The organism is Flavobacterium sp. WC2430 (genome assembly GCF_040822075.1).
GTDB lineage: Bacteria > Bacteroidota > Bacteroidia > Flavobacteriales > Flavobacteriaceae > Flavobacterium.
Genome location: NZ_CP162007.1, coordinates 1,695,185 through 1,714,827, shown reverse-complemented (window position 1 = coordinate 1,714,827; position 19,643 = coordinate 1,695,185). Strand labels below are relative to the sequence as shown.

Annotated in this window: 13 protein-coding genes; 7 read left to right on the top strand and 6 right to left on the bottom strand. The window is 33.9% G+C overall.

The window, feature by feature from the left end; genetic code table 11:
- Positions 1-15 precede the first annotated feature (15 nt).
- Positions 16-1,371: a signal recognition particle protein gene (gene ffh / locus AB3G36_RS07460; RefSeq protein ID WP_367757494.1), complete on the bottom strand. Its 1,356-nt coding sequence runs from the start codon at positions 1,369-1,371 to the stop codon at positions 16-18.
- Between the two features lie 232 nt (positions 1,372-1,603).
- Positions 1,604-3,382 carry an arginine--tRNA ligase gene (gene argS / locus AB3G36_RS07455; RefSeq protein WP_367757492.1) on the bottom strand — a complete coding sequence of 593 codons (1,779 nt, stop codon included), beginning with the start codon at positions 3,380-3,382 and terminating at the stop codon, positions 1,604-1,606.
- Positions 3,383-3,626: 244 nt separating this feature from the next.
- On the opposite strand from argS, the gene AB3G36_RS07450 reads away from it, so the two are divergent.
- Together AB3G36_RS07450 and AB3G36_RS07445 are read left to right on the top strand one after the other, a co-directional pair.
- Entirely contained in the window at positions 3,627-7,913 is a 4,287-nt protein-coding gene (locus tag AB3G36_RS07450) for a choice-of-anchor L domain-containing protein (RefSeq protein WP_367757490.1), read from the top strand.
- A gap of 227 nt (positions 7,914-8,140) precedes the next feature.
- The gene (locus AB3G36_RS07445; RefSeq protein WP_367757488.1) at positions 8,141-10,561 is read left to right on the top strand and encodes a TonB-dependent receptor; all 2,421 of its coding nucleotides are present in this window, start codon (positions 8,141-8,143) and stop codon (positions 10,559-10,561) included.
- Between the two features lie 92 nt (positions 10,562-10,653).
- Here AB3G36_RS07445 and AB3G36_RS07440 read toward each other — a convergent pair whose 3' ends face one another.
- From AB3G36_RS07440 to AB3G36_RS07425, 4 genes are all read right to left on the bottom strand, one after another.
- On the bottom strand, positions 10,654-11,661 hold the full coding sequence (locus AB3G36_RS07440; RefSeq protein ID WP_367757486.1) for a 3-oxoacyl-ACP synthase III family protein: 1,008 nt from the start codon (positions 11,659-11,661) through the stop codon (positions 10,654-10,656).
- A 217-nt stretch (positions 11,662-11,878) separates the two neighbouring features.
- Complete coding sequence (locus AB3G36_RS07435; RefSeq protein ID WP_367757484.1) at positions 11,879-12,823, bottom strand: ABC transporter ATP-binding protein; 945 nt, start codon at positions 12,821-12,823, stop codon at positions 11,879-11,881.
- A 140-nt stretch (positions 12,824-12,963) separates the two neighbouring features.
- Positions 12,964-13,659, bottom strand: coding sequence for an OmpA family protein (locus AB3G36_RS07430; RefSeq protein WP_367757482.1), 696 nt, complete (start codon positions 13,657-13,659; stop codon positions 12,964-12,966).
- Positions 13,660-13,689: 30 nt separating this feature from the next.
- Positions 13,690-14,169, bottom strand: coding sequence for a lipocalin family protein (locus AB3G36_RS07425; RefSeq protein ID WP_367757480.1), 480 nt, complete (start codon positions 14,167-14,169; stop codon positions 13,690-13,692).
- 181 nt (positions 14,170-14,350) lie between these two features.
- Here AB3G36_RS07425 and htpG point away from each other — a divergent pair, with 181 nt between their 5' ends.
- The 5 genes from htpG to AB3G36_RS07400 all read left to right on the top strand — a co-directional run bounded on the left by htpG (position 14,351) and on the right by AB3G36_RS07400 (position 19,598).
- Positions 14,351-16,237: a molecular chaperone HtpG gene (gene htpG / locus AB3G36_RS07420; RefSeq protein WP_367757478.1), complete on the top strand. Its 1,887-nt coding sequence runs from the start codon at positions 14,351-14,353 to the stop codon at positions 16,235-16,237.
- Positions 16,238-16,563: 326 nt separating this feature from the next.
- The gene (locus AB3G36_RS07415) at positions 16,564-17,253 is read left to right on the top strand and encodes a hypothetical protein (protein WP_367757476.1); all 690 of its coding nucleotides are present in this window, start codon (positions 16,564-16,566) and stop codon (positions 17,251-17,253) included.
- A gap of 711 nt (positions 17,254-17,964) precedes the next feature.
- Complete coding sequence (locus AB3G36_RS07410; RefSeq protein ID WP_367757474.1) at positions 17,965-18,438, top strand: SRPBCC domain-containing protein; 474 nt, start codon at positions 17,965-17,967, stop codon at positions 18,436-18,438.
- Between the two features lie 24 nt (positions 18,439-18,462).
- A complete protein-coding gene (locus AB3G36_RS07405) occupies positions 18,463-18,885 on the top strand; it encodes a VOC family protein (protein ID WP_367757472.1) in 423 nt (140 codons plus the stop codon).
- A 308-nt stretch (positions 18,886-19,193) separates the two neighbouring features.
- On the top strand, positions 19,194-19,598 hold the full coding sequence (locus tag AB3G36_RS07400) for a DUF2721 domain-containing protein (protein WP_367757470.1): 405 nt from the start codon (positions 19,194-19,196) through the stop codon (positions 19,596-19,598).
- Positions 19,599-19,643 lie beyond the last annotated feature (45 nt).

Genomic DNA, 19,643 nt, shown 5'->3' with positions numbered 1-19,643 from the left:
AACCTAAGTCTTAATTTATCTTTGCATTCCTCCAGGCATTCCGCCTTTCATCCCACCCATCATTTTCATAAGATTTTTTCCTCCTGGACCTTGCATCATTTTCATCATCTTGCTCATTTGCTCAAACTGTTTCATCAATTGATTTACTTGCTCAATTTTTGTCCCAGAACCTTTGGATATTCTAGCTTTCCTTTTCACGTCTATAAGAGCCGGTTTGCTTCTTTCAGCAGGAGTCATTGAATGAATAATTGCTTCAATATGCTTGAATGCATCATCTTCAATTTCTACATCTTTCATCGCTTTTGAAGCTCCTGGTATCATTCCTACCAAATCCTTCATATTACCCATTTTCTTTACTTGCTGAATTTGAGATAAGAAATCATCAAAACCAAATTCGTTTTTAGCAATTTTCTTTTGGATTTTTCTAGCTTCTTCTTCGTCAAATTGTTCTTGAGCTCTCTCCACCAAAGACACAACATCTCCCATCCCTAAGATACGCTCTGCCATACGAACTGGATAGAATACATCAATTGCATCCATTTTTTCACCTGTTCCTACAAACTTGATTGGTTTATTTACAACAGTTTTAATAGAAAGTGCAGCTCCACCACGTGTATCTCCATCTAATTTAGTCAGGATTACACCATCAAAATTTAAGATATCGTTAAATGCTTTTGCTGTATTCACAGCATCTTGACCTGTCATGGCATCCACAACAAATAAAGTTTCTTGTGGTTGAATTGCTTTATGAACGCGAGCAATCTCGTCCATCATTTCTTTGTCAACAGCAAGACGACCTGCTGTATCGACAATTACTACATTGAAACCATTTGCTTTTGCATGCTTGATTGCATTTTGAGCAATTTCAACTGGGTTTTTATTTTCTGGCTCTGAGTATACCTCAACACCTATAGAATCTCCCACTACATATAATTGCTGGATCGCCGCAGGACGGTAAATATCACAAGCAACCAAAAGTGGTTTTTTATTCTTTTTTGTCAATAAATAATTAGCTAGTTTTCCAGAAAAAGTAGTTTTACCAGAACCTTGCAAACCTGACATTAAAATTACTGTAGGTGTTCCTGAAAGATTAATTCCAGCAACATCTCCACCCATTAATTCAGTTAATTCGTCCTTAACTAATTTCACCAATAACTGTCCTGGCTGTAAAGTCGTTAAAACGTCTTGTCCTATTGCTTTTTCTTTTACTCTTGTAGTAAAATCTTTGGCAATTTTAAAATTCACATCGGCATCAAGTAAAGCACGACGCACTTCTTTTAAAGTTTCGGCTACGTTTACTTCGGTGATTTTTCCGTGCCCTTTTAATATATGAAAGGCTTTATCTAGTTTATCGCTTAAATTATCGAACATGTCATTGTTGTTTTAGGAATTGCAAATATAATATAAAGTTAGAAAGGTACAAAGGTTCTGAGACACAAAGGAACAAAGGAAAATAGTTCTTTTGAAATACTGATTTTTTCTTTGCAGTTTTTGGTTTTGCGTTAGGGATAGAAGTGAAAATCCTCCCGATTTTTTTCGGGAGATTATAACGGATAGCCCGACCCTGAAGATTTTTCTTCTTCAGGGTAACGCCCCAATATAGTTACATTCTCTCAGGAACATTAATTCCTAACAATCTAAAAGAAGCAGCAATGGTATCGGCTACTTTTTTAGACAATTGTACTCGGAATGTTTTTTTACTCAATTCTTCTTCACCTAAAATAGGAACGGCTTGATAGAATGAATTGTATTCACGCACCAAATCATAAGTATAATTTGCCAATAAAGCTGGACTGTGATTATGAGCCGCGTTTTGAATTACCTCTGGAAACAATTCCAGTTGTTTCAACAATTCCTTTTCTTTTTCGTGAAGGGAAACTGCTTCGGATTTATTAGAAAAATCAAAATTTGCTTTGCGAATTATTGATTGAATTCTGGCATACGTATATTGAATAAACGGACCTGTATTACCTGCAAAATCAACTGATTCTTCGGGATTGAAAAGGATTCGTTTTTTAGGATCTACTTTTAAAATATAATATTTCAAGGCTCCAAGACCAATTGTATTGTATAAATTGGCTTTTTCTTCGGAAGAATAGGTATCTAATTTCCCTAGGTCTTCGGCAATTTTTTGAGCTGTAGTAGTCATTTCGTTCATCAAATCATCTGCATCAACTACAGTTCCTTCGCGGCTTTTCATTTTACCAGATGGCAAGTCAACCATTCCGTAAGACAAGTGGAAAAGATTTTTTGACCAATCAAAACCGAGTTTCTTCAAGATAAGAAACAACACTTTGAAATGATAATCTTGCTCGTTTCCTACGGTATAAACCATTCCACCTACATCTGGGTAGTCCTTTACACGTTGAATTGCAGTACCAATATCTTGCGTCATATATACTGCTGTTCCATCTGAACGAAGAACAATTTTACGATCTAAACCTTCATCAGTCAAATCAATCCAAACAGAACCATCGGGATCTTTTTCAAAAACACCTTTCTCTAAACCTATTTGTACGACATCTTTCCCTAATAAATAGGTATTGCTTTCATAATAAAAACAATCAAAATCAACTCCTAGATTTTTATAAGTAATGGCAAAACCGTCATAAACCCATTGATTCATTTTTTTCCAAAGTGAAATCACTGCTTCGTCACCCGCTTCCCATTTTAAAAGCATTTCTTGTGCTTCTAGAATAATTGGCGACTGCTTCTTGGCTTCGTCTTCTGTTTTTCCCTCGCTCATTAATTGAGCTATTTCTGCTTTGTATGCTTTATCAAAAGCTACATAATAATTTCCTACTAGTTTATCTCCTTTTTGGCCTGTAGATTCAGGAGTTTCTCCATTTCCAAATTTCTGCCAAGCCAGCATCGATTTACAAATATGAATTCCTCTATCGTTGATAATTTGAGTTTTATAAACTTTTTTACCTGAGGCTTTTATAATTTCAGCAACAGAATATCCTAGTAAATTATTACGAACATGACCTAAATGCAAAGGCTTATTAGTGTTTGGAGAAGAATATTCTACCATTACCGCTTTTTCATCTGGATTTGGAGTGACGAAACCAAATTTTTCATTGTCTTTAATTTCATTAAAGAAATTCAGGTAATATTCATCCGAAATAACAATATTCAAAAATCCTGAAACTACATTAAAACGACTTACATCACTTACGTTTTCAACTAAATAGTTACCAATTTTATTTCCTAATTCTACAGGATTGCTTTTTACCACTTTTAATAATGGAAAAATAACCATGGTAATATCTCCTTCAAATTCCTTCCGAGTAGTTTGAAATTCAACTTTGTCAATTGTAATGTCAAATAAAGCGAGAATTGCTTTTTCTATAGAAGGCGTAAGAATTTGTGATAATGTCATTTTATATGTTTGTTATGAACTTGCAAAGATAGTATTTAATTAGAAAAATCATTTAGAAAATTAATATTGAAACCCATTATAGAATTCCTTAACTTTATATTCTAAACAAGGACTTTTTTATTAAAAAATAGTAATAATAGTAAGAATAATACTATATAAATATTTAACAATATCATTACGTCGCATTTATTTGTATTTTAACGGTTTATTGTAGATTTAAAAAATTCAATTAATAATTAGTATTATGAAAAAAACTCAACTGCTATTTTTATTATTATTTCAGGCAGTTTGTTTTTCACAATCAGTTACAATTAATACAACCACGTACACCACGGATCAATTGATCAACCAAGTATTAATTAATTCCCCTTGTGTGTCTGCAACAAATATCAACTACAGGTCAGGTTCATTTTACGGTGCTACAAATGGTATTGGATACTTTGAAAATAGCAATCCAAATTTCCCATTTACAAATGGAGTTGTTTTAACGACAGGCGATGTAACAAAAACTCCGAGTCCCAATACTACTATTTTAAGCAATGGTACTATGGCATGGGCTGGCGATAGTGATTTAGAAGCGAATTTACTTTCTCAATCCAGTATAACAATCAATTCTATAAATGCCAGTTACATTGAATTTGATTTCCAACCTAAAACACCCAATTTTGACTTCTCTTTCCTTTTTGCTTCTGAAGAATATGGAACTTCACAATGTAGTTTTTCGGATGCCTTTGCTTTTTTATTAAAAGATGTCACAGCAGGAGGACCCAATATAAATTTAGCTGTAATTCCTGGTACTAGTATTCCTGTTTCAGTTGCTACAATTAGAGATGCTACTTACAATTCTAATTGCCCATCAGCTAATCCTAGTTATTTTGGCACTTTTAACGGTAGTGGTTTTGGTCCTGCAATTAATTTCAACGGACAAACAATACCCATGGTTGCATCAGCAACAGGGCTAAACACCAGTCATGTTTATCATATCAAACTGGTTATTGCAGATGGAGGCAATAATACAGGTTATGATTCGGCAATATTTTTAAAAGCCAATAGTTTTAATATTGGACAAAATGTTTTGGGGCTTGATTATACGGCCGCAAACAATAGAGCAATTTGCCCTGGAAATACATTACCCACCTTATCAGCATCAGGTTTAAGTCCTGGAACTACAATTGTATGGAAAAAAGAAGGAGTTGACTTTTCTCCTCCACAAACGGGTACGACTTTAGACCTGAATACTATTCTCCCATTAATAAGTTCTGGAATTCATAATTATAGCGTCTCCTATACGGAACCTGGATGTACTGAAGTCACTGATGAAATAAGTGTCGAAATTTACCCTGCAATTGGAGTAATAAATACAGTTCCTAATATTTACAATTGCAATACTGGAGCGTCTTCTTATGACTTTTATTTAACAAAAAATACTACAATTATATTAGCCGGTAATGATCAAGCCACTAATGCAGCAGGAATTGTAGATGATTTACCTGCAGGAACTGTTATTTCATATCACCTAACTAATGCCGATGCCATTTCAAATAATTCTCCAATTTCAAGCCCTTATACCATTTTAAATTCTGAAAACGGAAAAACAATTTATGTTCGAATTCAAAATCCATCTACTTTATGTTACGAAATACGATCTTTTCAATTAATGATTGTGGCAAGTCCAACCATTTCATCTACACCCAGTGATATAGCACTATGCGCAAGAAATAGTACGGATGCTACGCCAAAAGCAAGCTTTAACTTATCAGCAGCAAAAGCAGCAATAATAGGTGCTCAAAACCCTTTATATACCATCCTAACCTTTCATTCTTCTTTAGCAGGGGCTACCAATAATTCTAATACTATAATTCCAAATTCAAGCAACATATTATTGTCTTCTAGTACTACATTGTGGGTCCGATTACAAAATATTTCTAGTAACAATTGCTTTGTTGTAACAAGCTTTCAACTTACTGTTACTCCCCTACCTCAAGTAGACGTCTTAAAAGATGTATTTGTATGTACTTCCTATACTTTACCTACGTTAACAGAAACAGGAGCACAATATTGGACAGGATCAAATGGGACAGGAACGCAGCTTTTTGCAGGAGACAAAATTTCTACCACAACTACTTTATATGTATTCAATCAATCTGGAATCTGTACAAATCAAGATTCTTTTAAAGTTACTATAGCAAACTTGGGAACAATAACACCCGCTTCATCAACCTATTGTACCGCATACAAACTTCCCAATTTAGCTTACGGAAAATACTATACTCAAAGTGGAGGTACTACAACTCCAGGGAACACTGAGTTAGCATCGGGAACAATAATAAATGCAGCAGGCTTAAATACCATTTATGTTTGGTTTCAAGATACTACCGTGTCACCCGCCTGCAATCAAGAAAAACCTTTCTCAATAACAATAATTCCTTTTAGTGCCTTACCCGAATACAATAATCAATTTAGCTGTAATACATACTTTTTACCTACTGACGCAAATGGAGGTACCTATTACACTGGTCCAAATAAAGGACTGCCTATTATTCCAGCTGGAACAATTATAGCTTCAACAACTCCTATTTATGTTTACAAAGAAACAGGAACGTCACCAACTAACTGTACTTCCGAAAAAACATTTACTGTATATATCGGTATTTCAGATATTAATCCTCCATCTGATGTAAATTCTTGTTCGGCTTATATTTTGCCTCCATTAAGTGTTGGTGAATATAGAACTGCGGCTGGAGGCGGAGGATCAGTTGTTCCGGCCGGTACTTCAATAAATACAACAACTACACTTTGGTATTATGTAACTGGAGAAAGCTGCACTGACAATTTACAGTTCACGGTAAATGTAAGCATAGCACCGCTGCCAATATTTAGTGACACTACCCCACAATGTGATGTGTATTATTTACCTCCAGTGGCACATTCGGGAAATTATTTTACTAAACCTCTAGGTACTGGAAATATGCGCCCCGTTGGATTTCCGGTTACGACAACACAAACTATGTATTTTTATGATAAAGCTGCATCAGGTTCGTGCTACGTTGAAGAAAAATTCTTAATTACTGTTAACCCATCTCCCTTGATAGATGCGAGACCAATTGAAGTTATAAAATGTGGTCAAAACTATGTCCTTGATGATTTAGCAAATGGAGAATATTATGAATTCCCCGGTGGTCCCACACCAACAAATCCAATATTACCTTCTGGATATATACTTACCTCATCCAAAACAATATATGTTTATGCCGCTGCGACTGCCCCTAATACTTGTACTTCTGAATATAGTATATCTGTATTAATCACTTTAGTAAATAAAATTCCAGATCAATATGCCTGTAATAATTATACTTTACCAGCAATTGTAGGACTTGGCGATTATTATACTGACACTAATGGACCTCAAGGAACTGGAACAAAACTAAGTCCTCCCTATTCACCAATAACTACAACCACAAAATTATATGTCTATGCTGAAGACAATACCCGAGTTTCCTGTTCTGATGAAGATGATTTTACAATAACCATTTACAACAGCCCCGTAATTGCTCCAATTGCAACAGTAACAAGATGCGAATCCTATACACTACCTAATTATGTTACTCCAATTAATAATTACTTTACACAATCTGGCGGACCTGCTAATACTACTAATACAGAAAAATTTCCTGGAGATATTATAACTGCTTCAACAACACTTTATGCCTATGCCGAAGTTGGAAGTTCGTCAACTGTAATTTGCTATGATGAAAAACCAATGGAGATCACAATAACTCCTAAACCGAATCCTATTCTTATTGTACCTCCAGTTTGTCATGATTTTGCTTCTGGCGTAGTTACCAATTCCTATATTTCAAGTGGCTTTAGTGCTCCCAGATATTCATTTGAATGGAATGATGAAAACAATAATTTACTAAGTACAGCTTCCGATTTTTCTACAAGTCAGCCTGGAAACTACACACTAACTGTAACTGATTTATCAATATTTGGTTGTACCTCAGACAATATTCCATTTACTGTTATCGAATCTGCTCCACCAAGTTCCATTACGTTTACCACTGATGGTTGGTTTACAGATAACCAAACCATTACTGTAAATGCAATACCAAGTACAGGAAATGCTAGTAATTTTCTTTATTCTTTAGACGGGAATACTCCTCAAAGCAGCAATACTTTTACAAATGTTAGTTCTGGAATTCACGAAATAAGCGTTAGCGATGCAAATGGTTGTGGATCTACTAATCCGATTATTCTAAGAATGATAAATGCTCCTAAATTTTTTACTCCAAACGGAGATGGCTATAATGACACTTGGAATGTAACTGAAATGCCAAATCAAGATAATATCAAGCTATTTGTTTTCGATAGGTACGGCAAGTTGCTAAAAGAACTTTCTCCTAATGGAAATGGTTGGGATGGAAATTATAATGGCTATTCGCTCCCTGCAGATGATTACTGGTTTACTATATTCTACACAGAAAACAATATATCAAAAGAATACAAATCTCATTTTTCTTTAAAACGATAAATAAAACTTCCTATCAAAAGAATGGCTTTCTAAATTAGAAGGTCTTTTTTTTTAATAAAAAAACATCTTTTTTGTAACAAAGTGAAAGCTTGTTAGTCTACTAAGTAAATCAATCAATTTTTGAATAATTATTTTTTTGTATAAAACAGTACTATGTAATACATGTTATTATAAAAAAATAATTACCTTTGCATCATCAATCAAATTTTCAATCAAAATCATCAATCATGAAAACAGTACTATTAATTTTAGTCTGCCTATTCGGAACAGTCGTTTCGATACAAGCACAAAACTCAGTCAAACCCAATCTTCTCGAAAACACAGGAAGTGTAACCGGAAAAGTTATTGACAAGAAAACTAATGAACCATTACCCTATGTAAATGTAATTGTTAAAGAAGCTGATAAATTCGTCACTGGAGGAATCACATCAGACAAAGGTATTTTTATTATCAAAAATCTAGATTTTAAAAAATACACCGTAGAATTTCAGTTTATTGGATATAAAACAGTTACTAAATCCATAACATTATCATCCGACGATAAATTAATCAACCTCAACACAATTACTATTGAAGAAGATGCTATCGAACTGAAAGGAGTTGATATTGTTAGTGAGAAATCTACTATTGAACAAAAAATAGATCGAAAAATCATTAATGTTGGGAAAGATTTAATCTCTGCTGGAGCAACAGCGGGGGAAATAATGAATAATATTCCATCGGTTAGTGTTGACCCACAAACCAATGCTATTAGTTTAAGAGGAAACTCTAATGTTCGTGTTTTAATTGACGGAAAACCTTCTAATATAGAGGCTTCACAATTATTACAACAAATCCCCTCTTCTTCAATTAAACAAATTGAATTAATCACCAATCCATCTGCAAAATACAATCCAGAAGGAATGAGCGGAATTATTAATATTATTTTAAATAAAAACAGTAAAATAGGTTTTAATGGTAGCATTAATAATGGAGTTACTTTTGGAAAAACGCCCAAACTAAATTCATCAATCGATTTAAATTATAGAAGTGGAAAATTTAATTTTTATGGAAATTATGGTTTAAACACAGGAAAACGATCCAATCATGGATTTATAAAAAGCAAAGAAGTTAACAAAGAAAACGATCAGCTTTTTACATTTATAAATAATAACACGTCGCATTTAGCAAAGGTGGGTTTTGATTTCAATATCAATGATAAAAATACGTTGTCATTCTACACTAATCAAAGTTTCTTCAAAGGAAATGGTAATGCGAGCACTGATGTAGATTACACAAACAATACTACAAATGTTGATGTAGTGCAGCTTTTCGACAATAAAAACAAGGAACGTTCTCAAACTTACAATTTCGACTATAAAGTAAAATTTAAAAAGGAAGGACACAGTTTAGAATTAGAAATGAATTACAATAAAAATAATGAACCAGAAAATGCCGTTTATTCTAATTATAACAGAGACACGCGAGCATTGACTAGTTCTTACACAAATGATGTAGAAACTATAGGTAAAAACACGATTGTCAATTTAGACTATGTAAATCCATTAACTGAAACTATAAAATTAGAATTAGGGTTAGAACATAGAAACGAAACAACTGATAATAGTTTGCTTAGAGACAGTAATCCAAATTCAAATTTTAGTTACGACAGAAAAATATCTTCGGCCTATGCCACTTTAGGGAAACAATGGAAAAAATGGAGTTTTCAAGCTGGAGCGCGTGTAGAAAAATACAATGTTGATGCCCTATTTAAAGAAGTATCAAAAGCAGATGGTGCCTTTAAAGATGATTTATTAAACGTTTATCCTTCTACATTCTTGACTTATAACCCGAGTGATAACAACTCATTTAACCTTAGTTTTTCAAGAAGAGTGGATCGTCCAAGCATCGGACAGGTCAACCCTATTAGAGAATGGAGTACTGCAACATTAGATTCTCAAGGAAATCCAAATCTTATTCCGCAGTTTACGAACTCGTATGAAATAAATTATACTAGAAAAACTAAAATAGGATCTATTACTTCAGGTGTTTTCTATAGAAGAATTGAAGATGAAATCACAAGAGTTATCTATACTAATCCAGATAACCCAAACAAGCAAATCTTATCCTTCGACAATTTCAACAACAACAATGCGTATGGAGTTGAAGTCTCCGGTAATTTAGATTTTAAAAAATGGTGGAGCGCTAATGTAAGTGTCGATGCGTATCAGAAAAAAGTAAAAGGAACTATTGAGAGCACTCCAGGAGTATATGAATTTGTTGAAGTCAATGCAAGTACATTTAATGCGCGCATCAACAATACTTTTAAAGCTACTAAAGACCTGCGTTTCCAATTATTTGGAATGTACAGAGGACGCGATTTAAGCCTACAGTTTAATAGAGAAGCCATGTGGAAAATGGATGTTGGAAGTAGTTACAATATCTTAAAAGGAAGTGGAACAATCAGTGCACGATTCAGCGATGTTTTTAACTCCATGCATTTTGCTTTTGCTGGTGACCGCCCTTATAAATCTAACGGGCAATTCAACTGGGAAAGCCAATCCGTTTATTTAGGATTCAATTATAGATTTGGAAGCGGTAAAAACAAAGCCATTCAAAGAAAACAAAGGGACAACAACGAAACCCAAGGTGGTGGTGGCCTTTTATAAGATTAGTTTTAATAGTTAGGTTCCAAAAGAAAAACCCAGAGTTTGCCAACTCTGGGTTTTTTGATTTAAAAACAATAGCAACTATAAATTTCTTACCATTTTATAATAGCACTAGCCCAAGTAAATCCACTACCAAAAGCAGCCAAAACTACCGTGTCACCAGATTTAATTTTCCCTAATTCCCAAGCTTCTGTGAGCGCAATCGGAATAGAAGCAGCGGTTGTATTACCGTATTTTTGAATATTATTAAAAACTTGATCATCATTCAATCCAAATTTCTTTTGGATAAACTGAGAAATTCTCAAATTAGCTTGATGTGGTATTAGCATATCAATATCTGATACTTGAAGATTATTTGCTTCCAACCCTTCATTAATTACTTCGCTAAAACGAACAACTGCATTTTTAAATACAAATTGCCCATTCATATATGGAAAATAACTTTCATCGTCTGGATCATTATCGGCTAAAATATCAGTAACCCAACGCCCACCCATTCCAGGCGCTTTTACAATAAGTTCTTCAGCATGTTGCCCTTCTGAATGTAAATGCGTAGAAAGAATTCCTTTGGTCAAATCTTCTTCTCTACTTAAAACCGCAGCTCCTGCTCCATCTCCAAAAATTACCGACACGCCACGTCCACGTGATGTCATATCTAAACCTGTAGAATGTACCTCAGATCCTATCACCAAGATATTTTTATACATTCCTGTTTTGATGTATTGATCCGCAACTGATAAAGCATACAAAAATCCTGAACATTGATTTCTTACATCAAGCGCACCCACAGTTCGTAAACCCAAATCACGCTGAACCAAAACTCCTGGACCAGGAAAATAATAATCAGGACTTAAAGTGGCAAAAACCACAAAATCGATATCTTCCTTGGCAACTCCTGCGCGTTCAATAGCAATTTCAGCTGCTTTTACACCCATTGAAGTTGTCGTATCTTCTCCTCTTATAATGTGTCTTCTTTCTTGAATTCCAGTTCTTTCTTGAATCCATTCGTCGTTTGTGTCTATAATTTTTGCCAAATCATCATTAGTAACCACATTGGAAGGAACATAATATCCTAATCCTGCTATTTTTGAATGGTACATAGTATTGTTTTATTAAAATAAGGTTGCAAATTTATAAATACGTTAAAATATTGGCTCACAAATTACTGATTTTTTATCAAATAGCAACTTATATTTTTTTGGAGCTATATCCTGCTATTCGCTATATCTTTTTCTTGTAGTTGTTTCGTTCCTCACAAAACAAGAAAAAGGATGCCGCTGCTATCAGGGCTAAAACGAATCGCGTGACAAATAAAAATTATGAAATCATCAACGTCACTTCTTGATTGAGGTCTAATGGACTGTCATGCTCAAAAAAGATAACTTTTCTATCAAATACTGCTTTTATTAAATAATGGCCTCCTTTAAAATATGATTGTTTTACCACTACATGCATTAAGCCATTATCTACTACTTTCAATTGATGCGGATAAAGCAACACCATTTCGTCTTCCCCATCGACAGGAACTAATTGAGATAATTTCAGCTCATTTACTTCGCCAAATAAGGATGCTACATATTTGTTGATAGGATTCATATACAAATCAAAAGAAGCTGCCTTATCAACAATTCTTCCGTTTTGCAAAACAATCGTTTCATCGGCAAATGAAAGCGCATCGGTGCTATCGTGAGTTGCTACAAGACAAGTAACTCCTTGCCCTTTTAAATACGCAAACAAATTGCGACGCAATGCATTTTTTCTAAAATTATCAATATGGCTAAAAGGCTCATCCAATAATAATATTTCAGGTTCCAATGCCAGAACTCTAGCCAGCGCCACGCGTTGCTGTTGTCCTCCACTTAAATATTTTGCTTTCACATGGGCGAATTCTGTCATTTCAACAATCTCCAGTAATTCATGGATTCGCTCTTGTTTTTTATCTTGAAAAACATTCGATAAATATTTACCCACATTCTCCGCAACAGTGATATAAGGCATCAAATCAAAATCTTGTGACAAATACTTCATGAATGGCATTCCTGGAACCAAGTTGTATTTTGGACCTAACACTTCTTCCTCATTCCATAAAATGTGTCCTTCATCTAAATCATACAATCCATAAATTAATTTCAAAAGCGTGCTTTTACCACAACCACTTTCGCCGATTATAGCAATATTTTGTCCTTTTATAATTGTAAAACTAGCATTGGTTAGCACTTGTTTTTCGGTATATCCGAATGTGATGTTTTGAACTTGAAGCATTTTTATGATAATGAAATTTGAGAGTACAAAGATAGATTTCTTTGTCAAAATTATTTTATGGAAACGATAATATAAATAAAAAAAAGTCGTCTCGTAATAATTACGAAACGACCTTTTTTAGAATTAAAAAATATTTTCTTTTAGTTCCCAGCTTCAATCTTAGCGTCTTGTTGCATTTTATCATTTGCAGTAATAGCAAACTCAACGCGACGGTTTTGACTTCTACCTTCTGGAGTATCATTTGTAGCAATTGGATCAGCAATTCCTAAACCAGTAACATTAAATCGAGAGGAAGCAACACCTTTACTTACTAAATAGTTTCTAACTGAAGCTGCTCTTTCACCAGATAATTTTAAATTATAGTCTGCTGGACCAGTGTTATCAGTATATCCAAAAATAGTGATATCAGTATCAGGATATTCTGTAAATACAGGAATTAATTTATCTAAATTAGCTTTTGCAGTAGCTGTTAAAGTTGATTTATTAGTATCAAAACGAACTGCATTTTCATTTAAAACCAATTGGATTCCTTCACCCACACGTTTCACTTCAGCACCTGGAAGCACCTCATCAATTTGTCTTGCTTGTTTATCCATTTTATTACCAATGACTCCACCGGCAACTCCACCTACAACACCACCAAGAACAGCACCCATTGCTCCTTTACCACCTTTACCAAGATTGTTACCAAGAATTGCACCTATAACGGCACCACTTGCTGCACCAATACCAGCACCTCTTTGTGTATTATTTGTATTTTTAATAGCCTCGCAACTTGTAAAAAGTGTTCCTATTGACATTACTAATGCCAATGTTAGTATAGAAAAGTTTTTCATAATGATCTGTTTTATTTTTTTAATTAATTTTTAGTTTGCTCTTTGAAATTGGTACACTACATCAATAGCTTTTCCACCAACAACATTTCCTTTATCAACCAATTGGAACGAATTATCTCCTAGGTTTTCAACAAACAGTTTGTAACCTGCTCTTACTCTTTTTGCTTTTTCACCAGCATCCAAAACTTTCAATATGAATTCTTGATCCGTGTTAACAAACCAAGTGATTGGAGAACTAAAACCAGTACAATCAGCACTTGTTAAAGCCATATTTCCTTTATTATTATTCGAAACAAATTTCCATGTACTTCCTACAAAACATTTAGAATCGGCAATATCAAAAGAATTCACTTTGATATATTGTGATCCTGGATACGTCACTGAGGTCAATACCCATTCGCCTTTAATGGCTACCTGAGTAGTTTTATCCAATTTTTTACCTGTTACTGAACTCGTCTTACATGAGAATAGCACTAATGCTAAAGCTGTTAAAAAAAATATTTTTTTCATTGTTATTTCATTTTATAATTAAACTGATACAAAGATAATTGCTTAACCCTTGATTTGTGTTTCAAAATTAAATTATTTTGTTTCAAAATTAACAGTTACGACAATTTGTCACTTTAAAAGCAATTGGTATTCTATTTGAAAGAATATCCACAGATTGTAAAACCCTATAAAAAAATTATATATGACAACTGGAAAAATTAATGTTTCGGTAGAAAACATCTTCCCTTTAATCAAGAAGTTCCTATACAGTGATCACGAGATTTTTTTACGTGAATTGATATCCAATGGGACAGATGCAACGTTAAAATTAAAACATCTAACGAATATTGGCGAAGCCAAAGTAGAATATGGCAACCCAATTATCGAAGTAAAAGTAGATAAGGAAGGTAAAAAACTACATATCATTGACCAAGGTATTGGTATGACTGCAGAGGAAGTAGAGAAATACATCAACCAACTCGCTTTTTCTGGAGCCGAAGAGTTTTTGGAAAAATACAAAGACACCGCTAAGGATTCAGGAATTATTGGTCACTTTGGTCTTGGTTTCTACTCGGCTTTTATGGTCGCTTCTAAGGTGGAATTGATTACTAAATCATACAAAGACGAACCAGCTGCACACTGGACCTGCGACGGAAGTCCTGAATTCACTTTGGAACCAGCTGACAAAACAGAAAGAGGTACTGAGATTATCTTGCATATTGCCGAAGATTCATTGGATTTCTTAGAAGAGTCTAAAATCAAAGAACTTCTTAACAAGTACAATAAGTTCATGCCTATTCCAATTAAATTTGGAACAAAAACAGAAACACTTCCTAAACCTGAAGATGCTCCTGAAGATTACAAAGCGGAAACCGTTGAAGTAGACAATTTCATCAACAACCCGAATCCAGCTTGGACAAAACAACCTACTGAATTAGCAGATGAGGATTATAAAACGTTCTACCATGAATTGTATCCTATGCAATTTGAAGAGCCGTTATTCCACATTCACTTAAATGTAGATTACCCATTTAACTTAACCGGTATTTTGTATTTCCCTAAATTAGGTGGTGATTTACAAATCCAAAAAGATAAAATTCAGTTGTACCAAAACCAAGTGTACGTTACAGATAACGTAGAAGGAATTGTACCTGAATTCTTGATGATGCTTCGCGGAGTAGTCGATTCGCCAGATATTCCTTTGAACGTTTCTCGTTCCGGATTACAGGCTGATGGTGCTGTGAAAAAAATCTCAAACTACATCACTCGTAAAGTAGCGGATAAATTGAAATCATTATTCACTGAAAACCGTGAAGATTTTGAAGCCAAATGGAATGATATCAAAATCGTTCTAGAATACGGAATGTTATCCGAAGATAAATTCTACGAAAAAGCAGGTGCATTCGTTTTATATCCTACAGTAGACAACAATTATTACACACTGGAGGAATTAAAAGAAAACCTAAAAGACAAACAAACGGACAAAGACGGGAAACTGGTTGTTCTTTATGCAGGAAATAAAGAAGCGCAACACTCGTATATCGAAATTGCACAAGAAAAAGGATACGAAGTATTGCTTTTAGATTCTCCAATTATTTCTCACTTGATCCAAAAAATTGAAGGAGACAATAGAGAGATCACTTTTGTACGTGTGGATTCAGATCATATTGATAATTTAATCAAGAAGGAGGAAAACACCATTTCTAAATTATCCGATGAGGAAAAAGAAGGTTTAAAAACTGTTTTAGAAGCGATTGTTCCAAAACAAACGTACACGGTTCAACTAGAATCTATGGACAGCCAAGCCGCTCCTTTCATCATCACGCAACCAGAATTCATGCGTAGAATGAAAGAAATGAGCCAGTCAGGTGGTGGTGGAATGTTTGGGATGGGGAATATGCCAGAGATGTACAATCTAGTAGTAAATACTAATTCGCCATTAGCAACAACAATTCTAAACACGGAAGACAAATCAAGCCAAGAGCACCTTGTAAAACAAGCGCTGGACTTAGCTAAACTGTCTCAAAACTTACTAAAAGGAGAAGCATTAACCGCTTTTGTAAAACGTAGTTTCGAGATGATCAAATAATCCTCAACTAACCCTTCTAAAGGAGGGAAAATTAAGACCTGCTAGTGAAAACTGGCAGGTTTTTTTATGGAGCATAATGAATGATTCCCATAACAAGCCCTCGTCCTGCTGTACATTACAATCCGCACCAAAAAAGCTGCGGGATTTTCATTGCCATCAGGGCTATGGAGAGCGTTTTATTTCCAAAATACTATTTTGATATGAAAACCAACTATTAAAAACAATGTCAAGATTAATAATATAAATGGCATATATTTGATAGAATATAAAGTCTGACGGTTGTCAGACATATATACAAGTTATACCACATTTTAGAAAAAAAGATAATGGGAAAAGAATTATGGAAAACTGGACCAAAAGAACTATTAAAACATGGTCTTGAACATTTATCTTTAGATACCGAATTTGATTACAGAATGTCAATGATTTTAATTGACAACTCTGTTGAATTAATGATGAAAACGTATTTAGGACTACCTAAGAGGATTACGAAAATTGAAGGTGTAACAAGAAAAGTTTATGAAGAAGCAACAAGTAATTTTCCGAATTTAGTTGATGCTATCGAAAAATTTGCTGAAAACAAACTTATTGGAATTGAACTTGGTGAAATTGAATGGTTCCACAAGTTAAGAAATCAACTTTATCATGACGGTAATGGAATAACTGTAGAAAAAGAAAAAGTTATTGCATATTCTAGTATTGCAAAAATTTTATTCGAAAATCTATTTGATGAAAAAATTGAATTAAATGGAAAAAAATATGGAATAGATGATTTTTTACTATTCTGGACTGAGTTTAACAAGTTAACAATTCAACAAGGACCAAAAATATTTAGATATAAAAATTTTGCTGATCTTTTCAATTTAACAGAAGATGAAAAGAAAAAATTAATTGATATAAATAACTTCAGAAATAAATTGGTTCACAATCCAAGTGAAATAAAATTTGAAGAGTTAAACAAATACACAGAAGAGTTAAAAACATTAATTCTAAAATTAAGAAACATAGAAAACTAAAAACGTGATATGACAGATGGTTTGACAAGGTTGGTGACTTTAGTAAAATTACCGTTTCGCATCAAGTTTTCGTTAACCCTCTACGAAGTCTCCCGCCTTTGCAATACAAACTGAGAAACCATATTATTCCACTATAAAAGTCATAGCGAGGAACGAAGCTATCATACTAAAACACATCCACAAACAAAATAAATAAGCATATTGAAACGGAAATACTGGATGAGATTGCTTCATTCTTCGCAATGACCGTCAATAAACAACACCTAATGATGTAATACCAAAAAAATTTACAAACAATACCATTCCACAATAAAAGTCATAGCGAGGAACGAAGCTATCACACTAAAACACATCCACAAACAAAATAAAAAGTCAATTGAAGCGAAAATACTGGATGAGATTGCTTCATTCTTCGCATGACTGTCGATAAACAAGACCTAATGATGTAATACCAAAAAAATTTACAAACAATACCATTCCACTAGCTCTCGTTTGCCCCGATTCTCTGCTGCTTGTCTTCGACGAGTACCTACTTAAATTAGAAAACAACTCGTAGCGTTTGCAACGTGGCTACCAAAACAATACCTTCTCAAGTCATTTACAATTTTAGCAAAATTCTATTTTTTATTCGTATTTTCGTTTAGCCAATTCAGTCGTTTTCAAAAGCTAAAACGGTTATAGCAACGCAAACGTACTTCTAAAAAAAGAAATATGACAGCACTTTATAAAACAGCCAACTACCTTGAGCCAATGTTGTTACTCGAGTACGAAATAAACGCAAACTGCAATACAGTTTACAATGCGTGGACCGATATAAACCTATTTCAAAAGTGGTTTTATCCAACGGGATTTTCAGTCGCTCGAGCAGAAATGGTCCCCAATGTGGGCGGCTATTTCAGAATTCACATGAAGTCACCAGAAGGAGAAATTTATCCTACAAAAGGAGAATACCTTTTACTGGACAAACCAAATCGAATTGTATATAAAGATTCTTGGGATGATGACAGAGAGCAAAACGAACCCACTGTTGTTGAACTAATTTTTGAACCACAAAGCGAAAAAACGGTACTGAAACTATATTCAAGTTTTGCGACTGAGCAACAAAAAGATACTGTTCTCCATTCAGGAATTGTGGATGGTTGGAAAATGTTTTTTGACAATCTCAATAATCTATTAAAAGAATAAACAACCAACTTAAAAATTTGAATTATGGCACTGATCAATCCGCACATTAACTTTAATGGAAATGCCGAAGAAGCATTCCATTTTTACAAATCCGTATTTGGTGGAGAGTTTGCACAAATAACCCGTTTCAAAGAAATGTCAAGCCCTGAATTTCCAGTTTCAGAAAAAGAAGCAAATAAAATAATGCATATCTCCTTACCCATTGGCAAGAATTTTTTATTTGCCAATGATGTTCCAGAAAGTATGGGACGCGTAAATGAAAATGAAAACAGAAGTAAAATTTCAATACGTGCAGAAAGCAAAGAAGAAGCCGATAAATTATTCAACGGACTTTCATCAGGTGGACAAATCGAAATGCCTATTGAAGACAGCCCTTGGGGTTCCTACTTTGGTATGTTTAGAGATAAATATGGCATTGAATGGATGATAGATTTTGATCAAAAATAGGACAAAAACAACCAATAGAAAACCCAAAAATCATTTTCTAAACAATCCTCTAAGCAAAGCCACTTGACCTTGCATAACAAAAGGAGCAAAAAATACTATTCCTCTATAAAAGTCATAGCGAGGAACAAAGCTATCACACTAAAAAACACCGTCAAACAAAATAAAAGAAAGTTTATTGAAAGGGAAATAGATGTTGTATTACTTGTAATTTTAAAAACCTAAAAGTAGCACTTTTTAGTCTTTTGTATTAAAAATTAAAAACTTAACTAAAGAATTACGTACTTTGAAGCAACCATAAAAAAACAATAATGACCTTACACAAAGAAACTCCAGCTTTATTATTTTCGGCCACTTCATTAATCCTTTTGGCGTATACTAATCGTTTCTTGACCATTGCTACCATTGTTCGAGGTTTAAAAAAGACCTACGAGGAAAAAGAGAATAAAACCATATTACTAGAAATCAAAAACCTCAATTTGCGATTATCGTTAATTAAGTACATGCAGCTTTTTGGTGTATGTTGTTTATTTCTTTCTGTTTTTGCTATGTTACTCTTATTTCTAGATCATCAATTGATAAGCCTCTATCTTTTTGGATTGAGTTTACTAAGCTTACTCATCTCATTGGGATTGTCTTTTTGGGAAATTAGCATTTCAGTAAATGCTTTGCGTTTGCATTTGAGTGACTTAATGGAAGTGGGGAAAAAAGAATAAAAACAAAGTCTTGTCAACTAAAAAACTATCTTTGCCCGCTTTTTA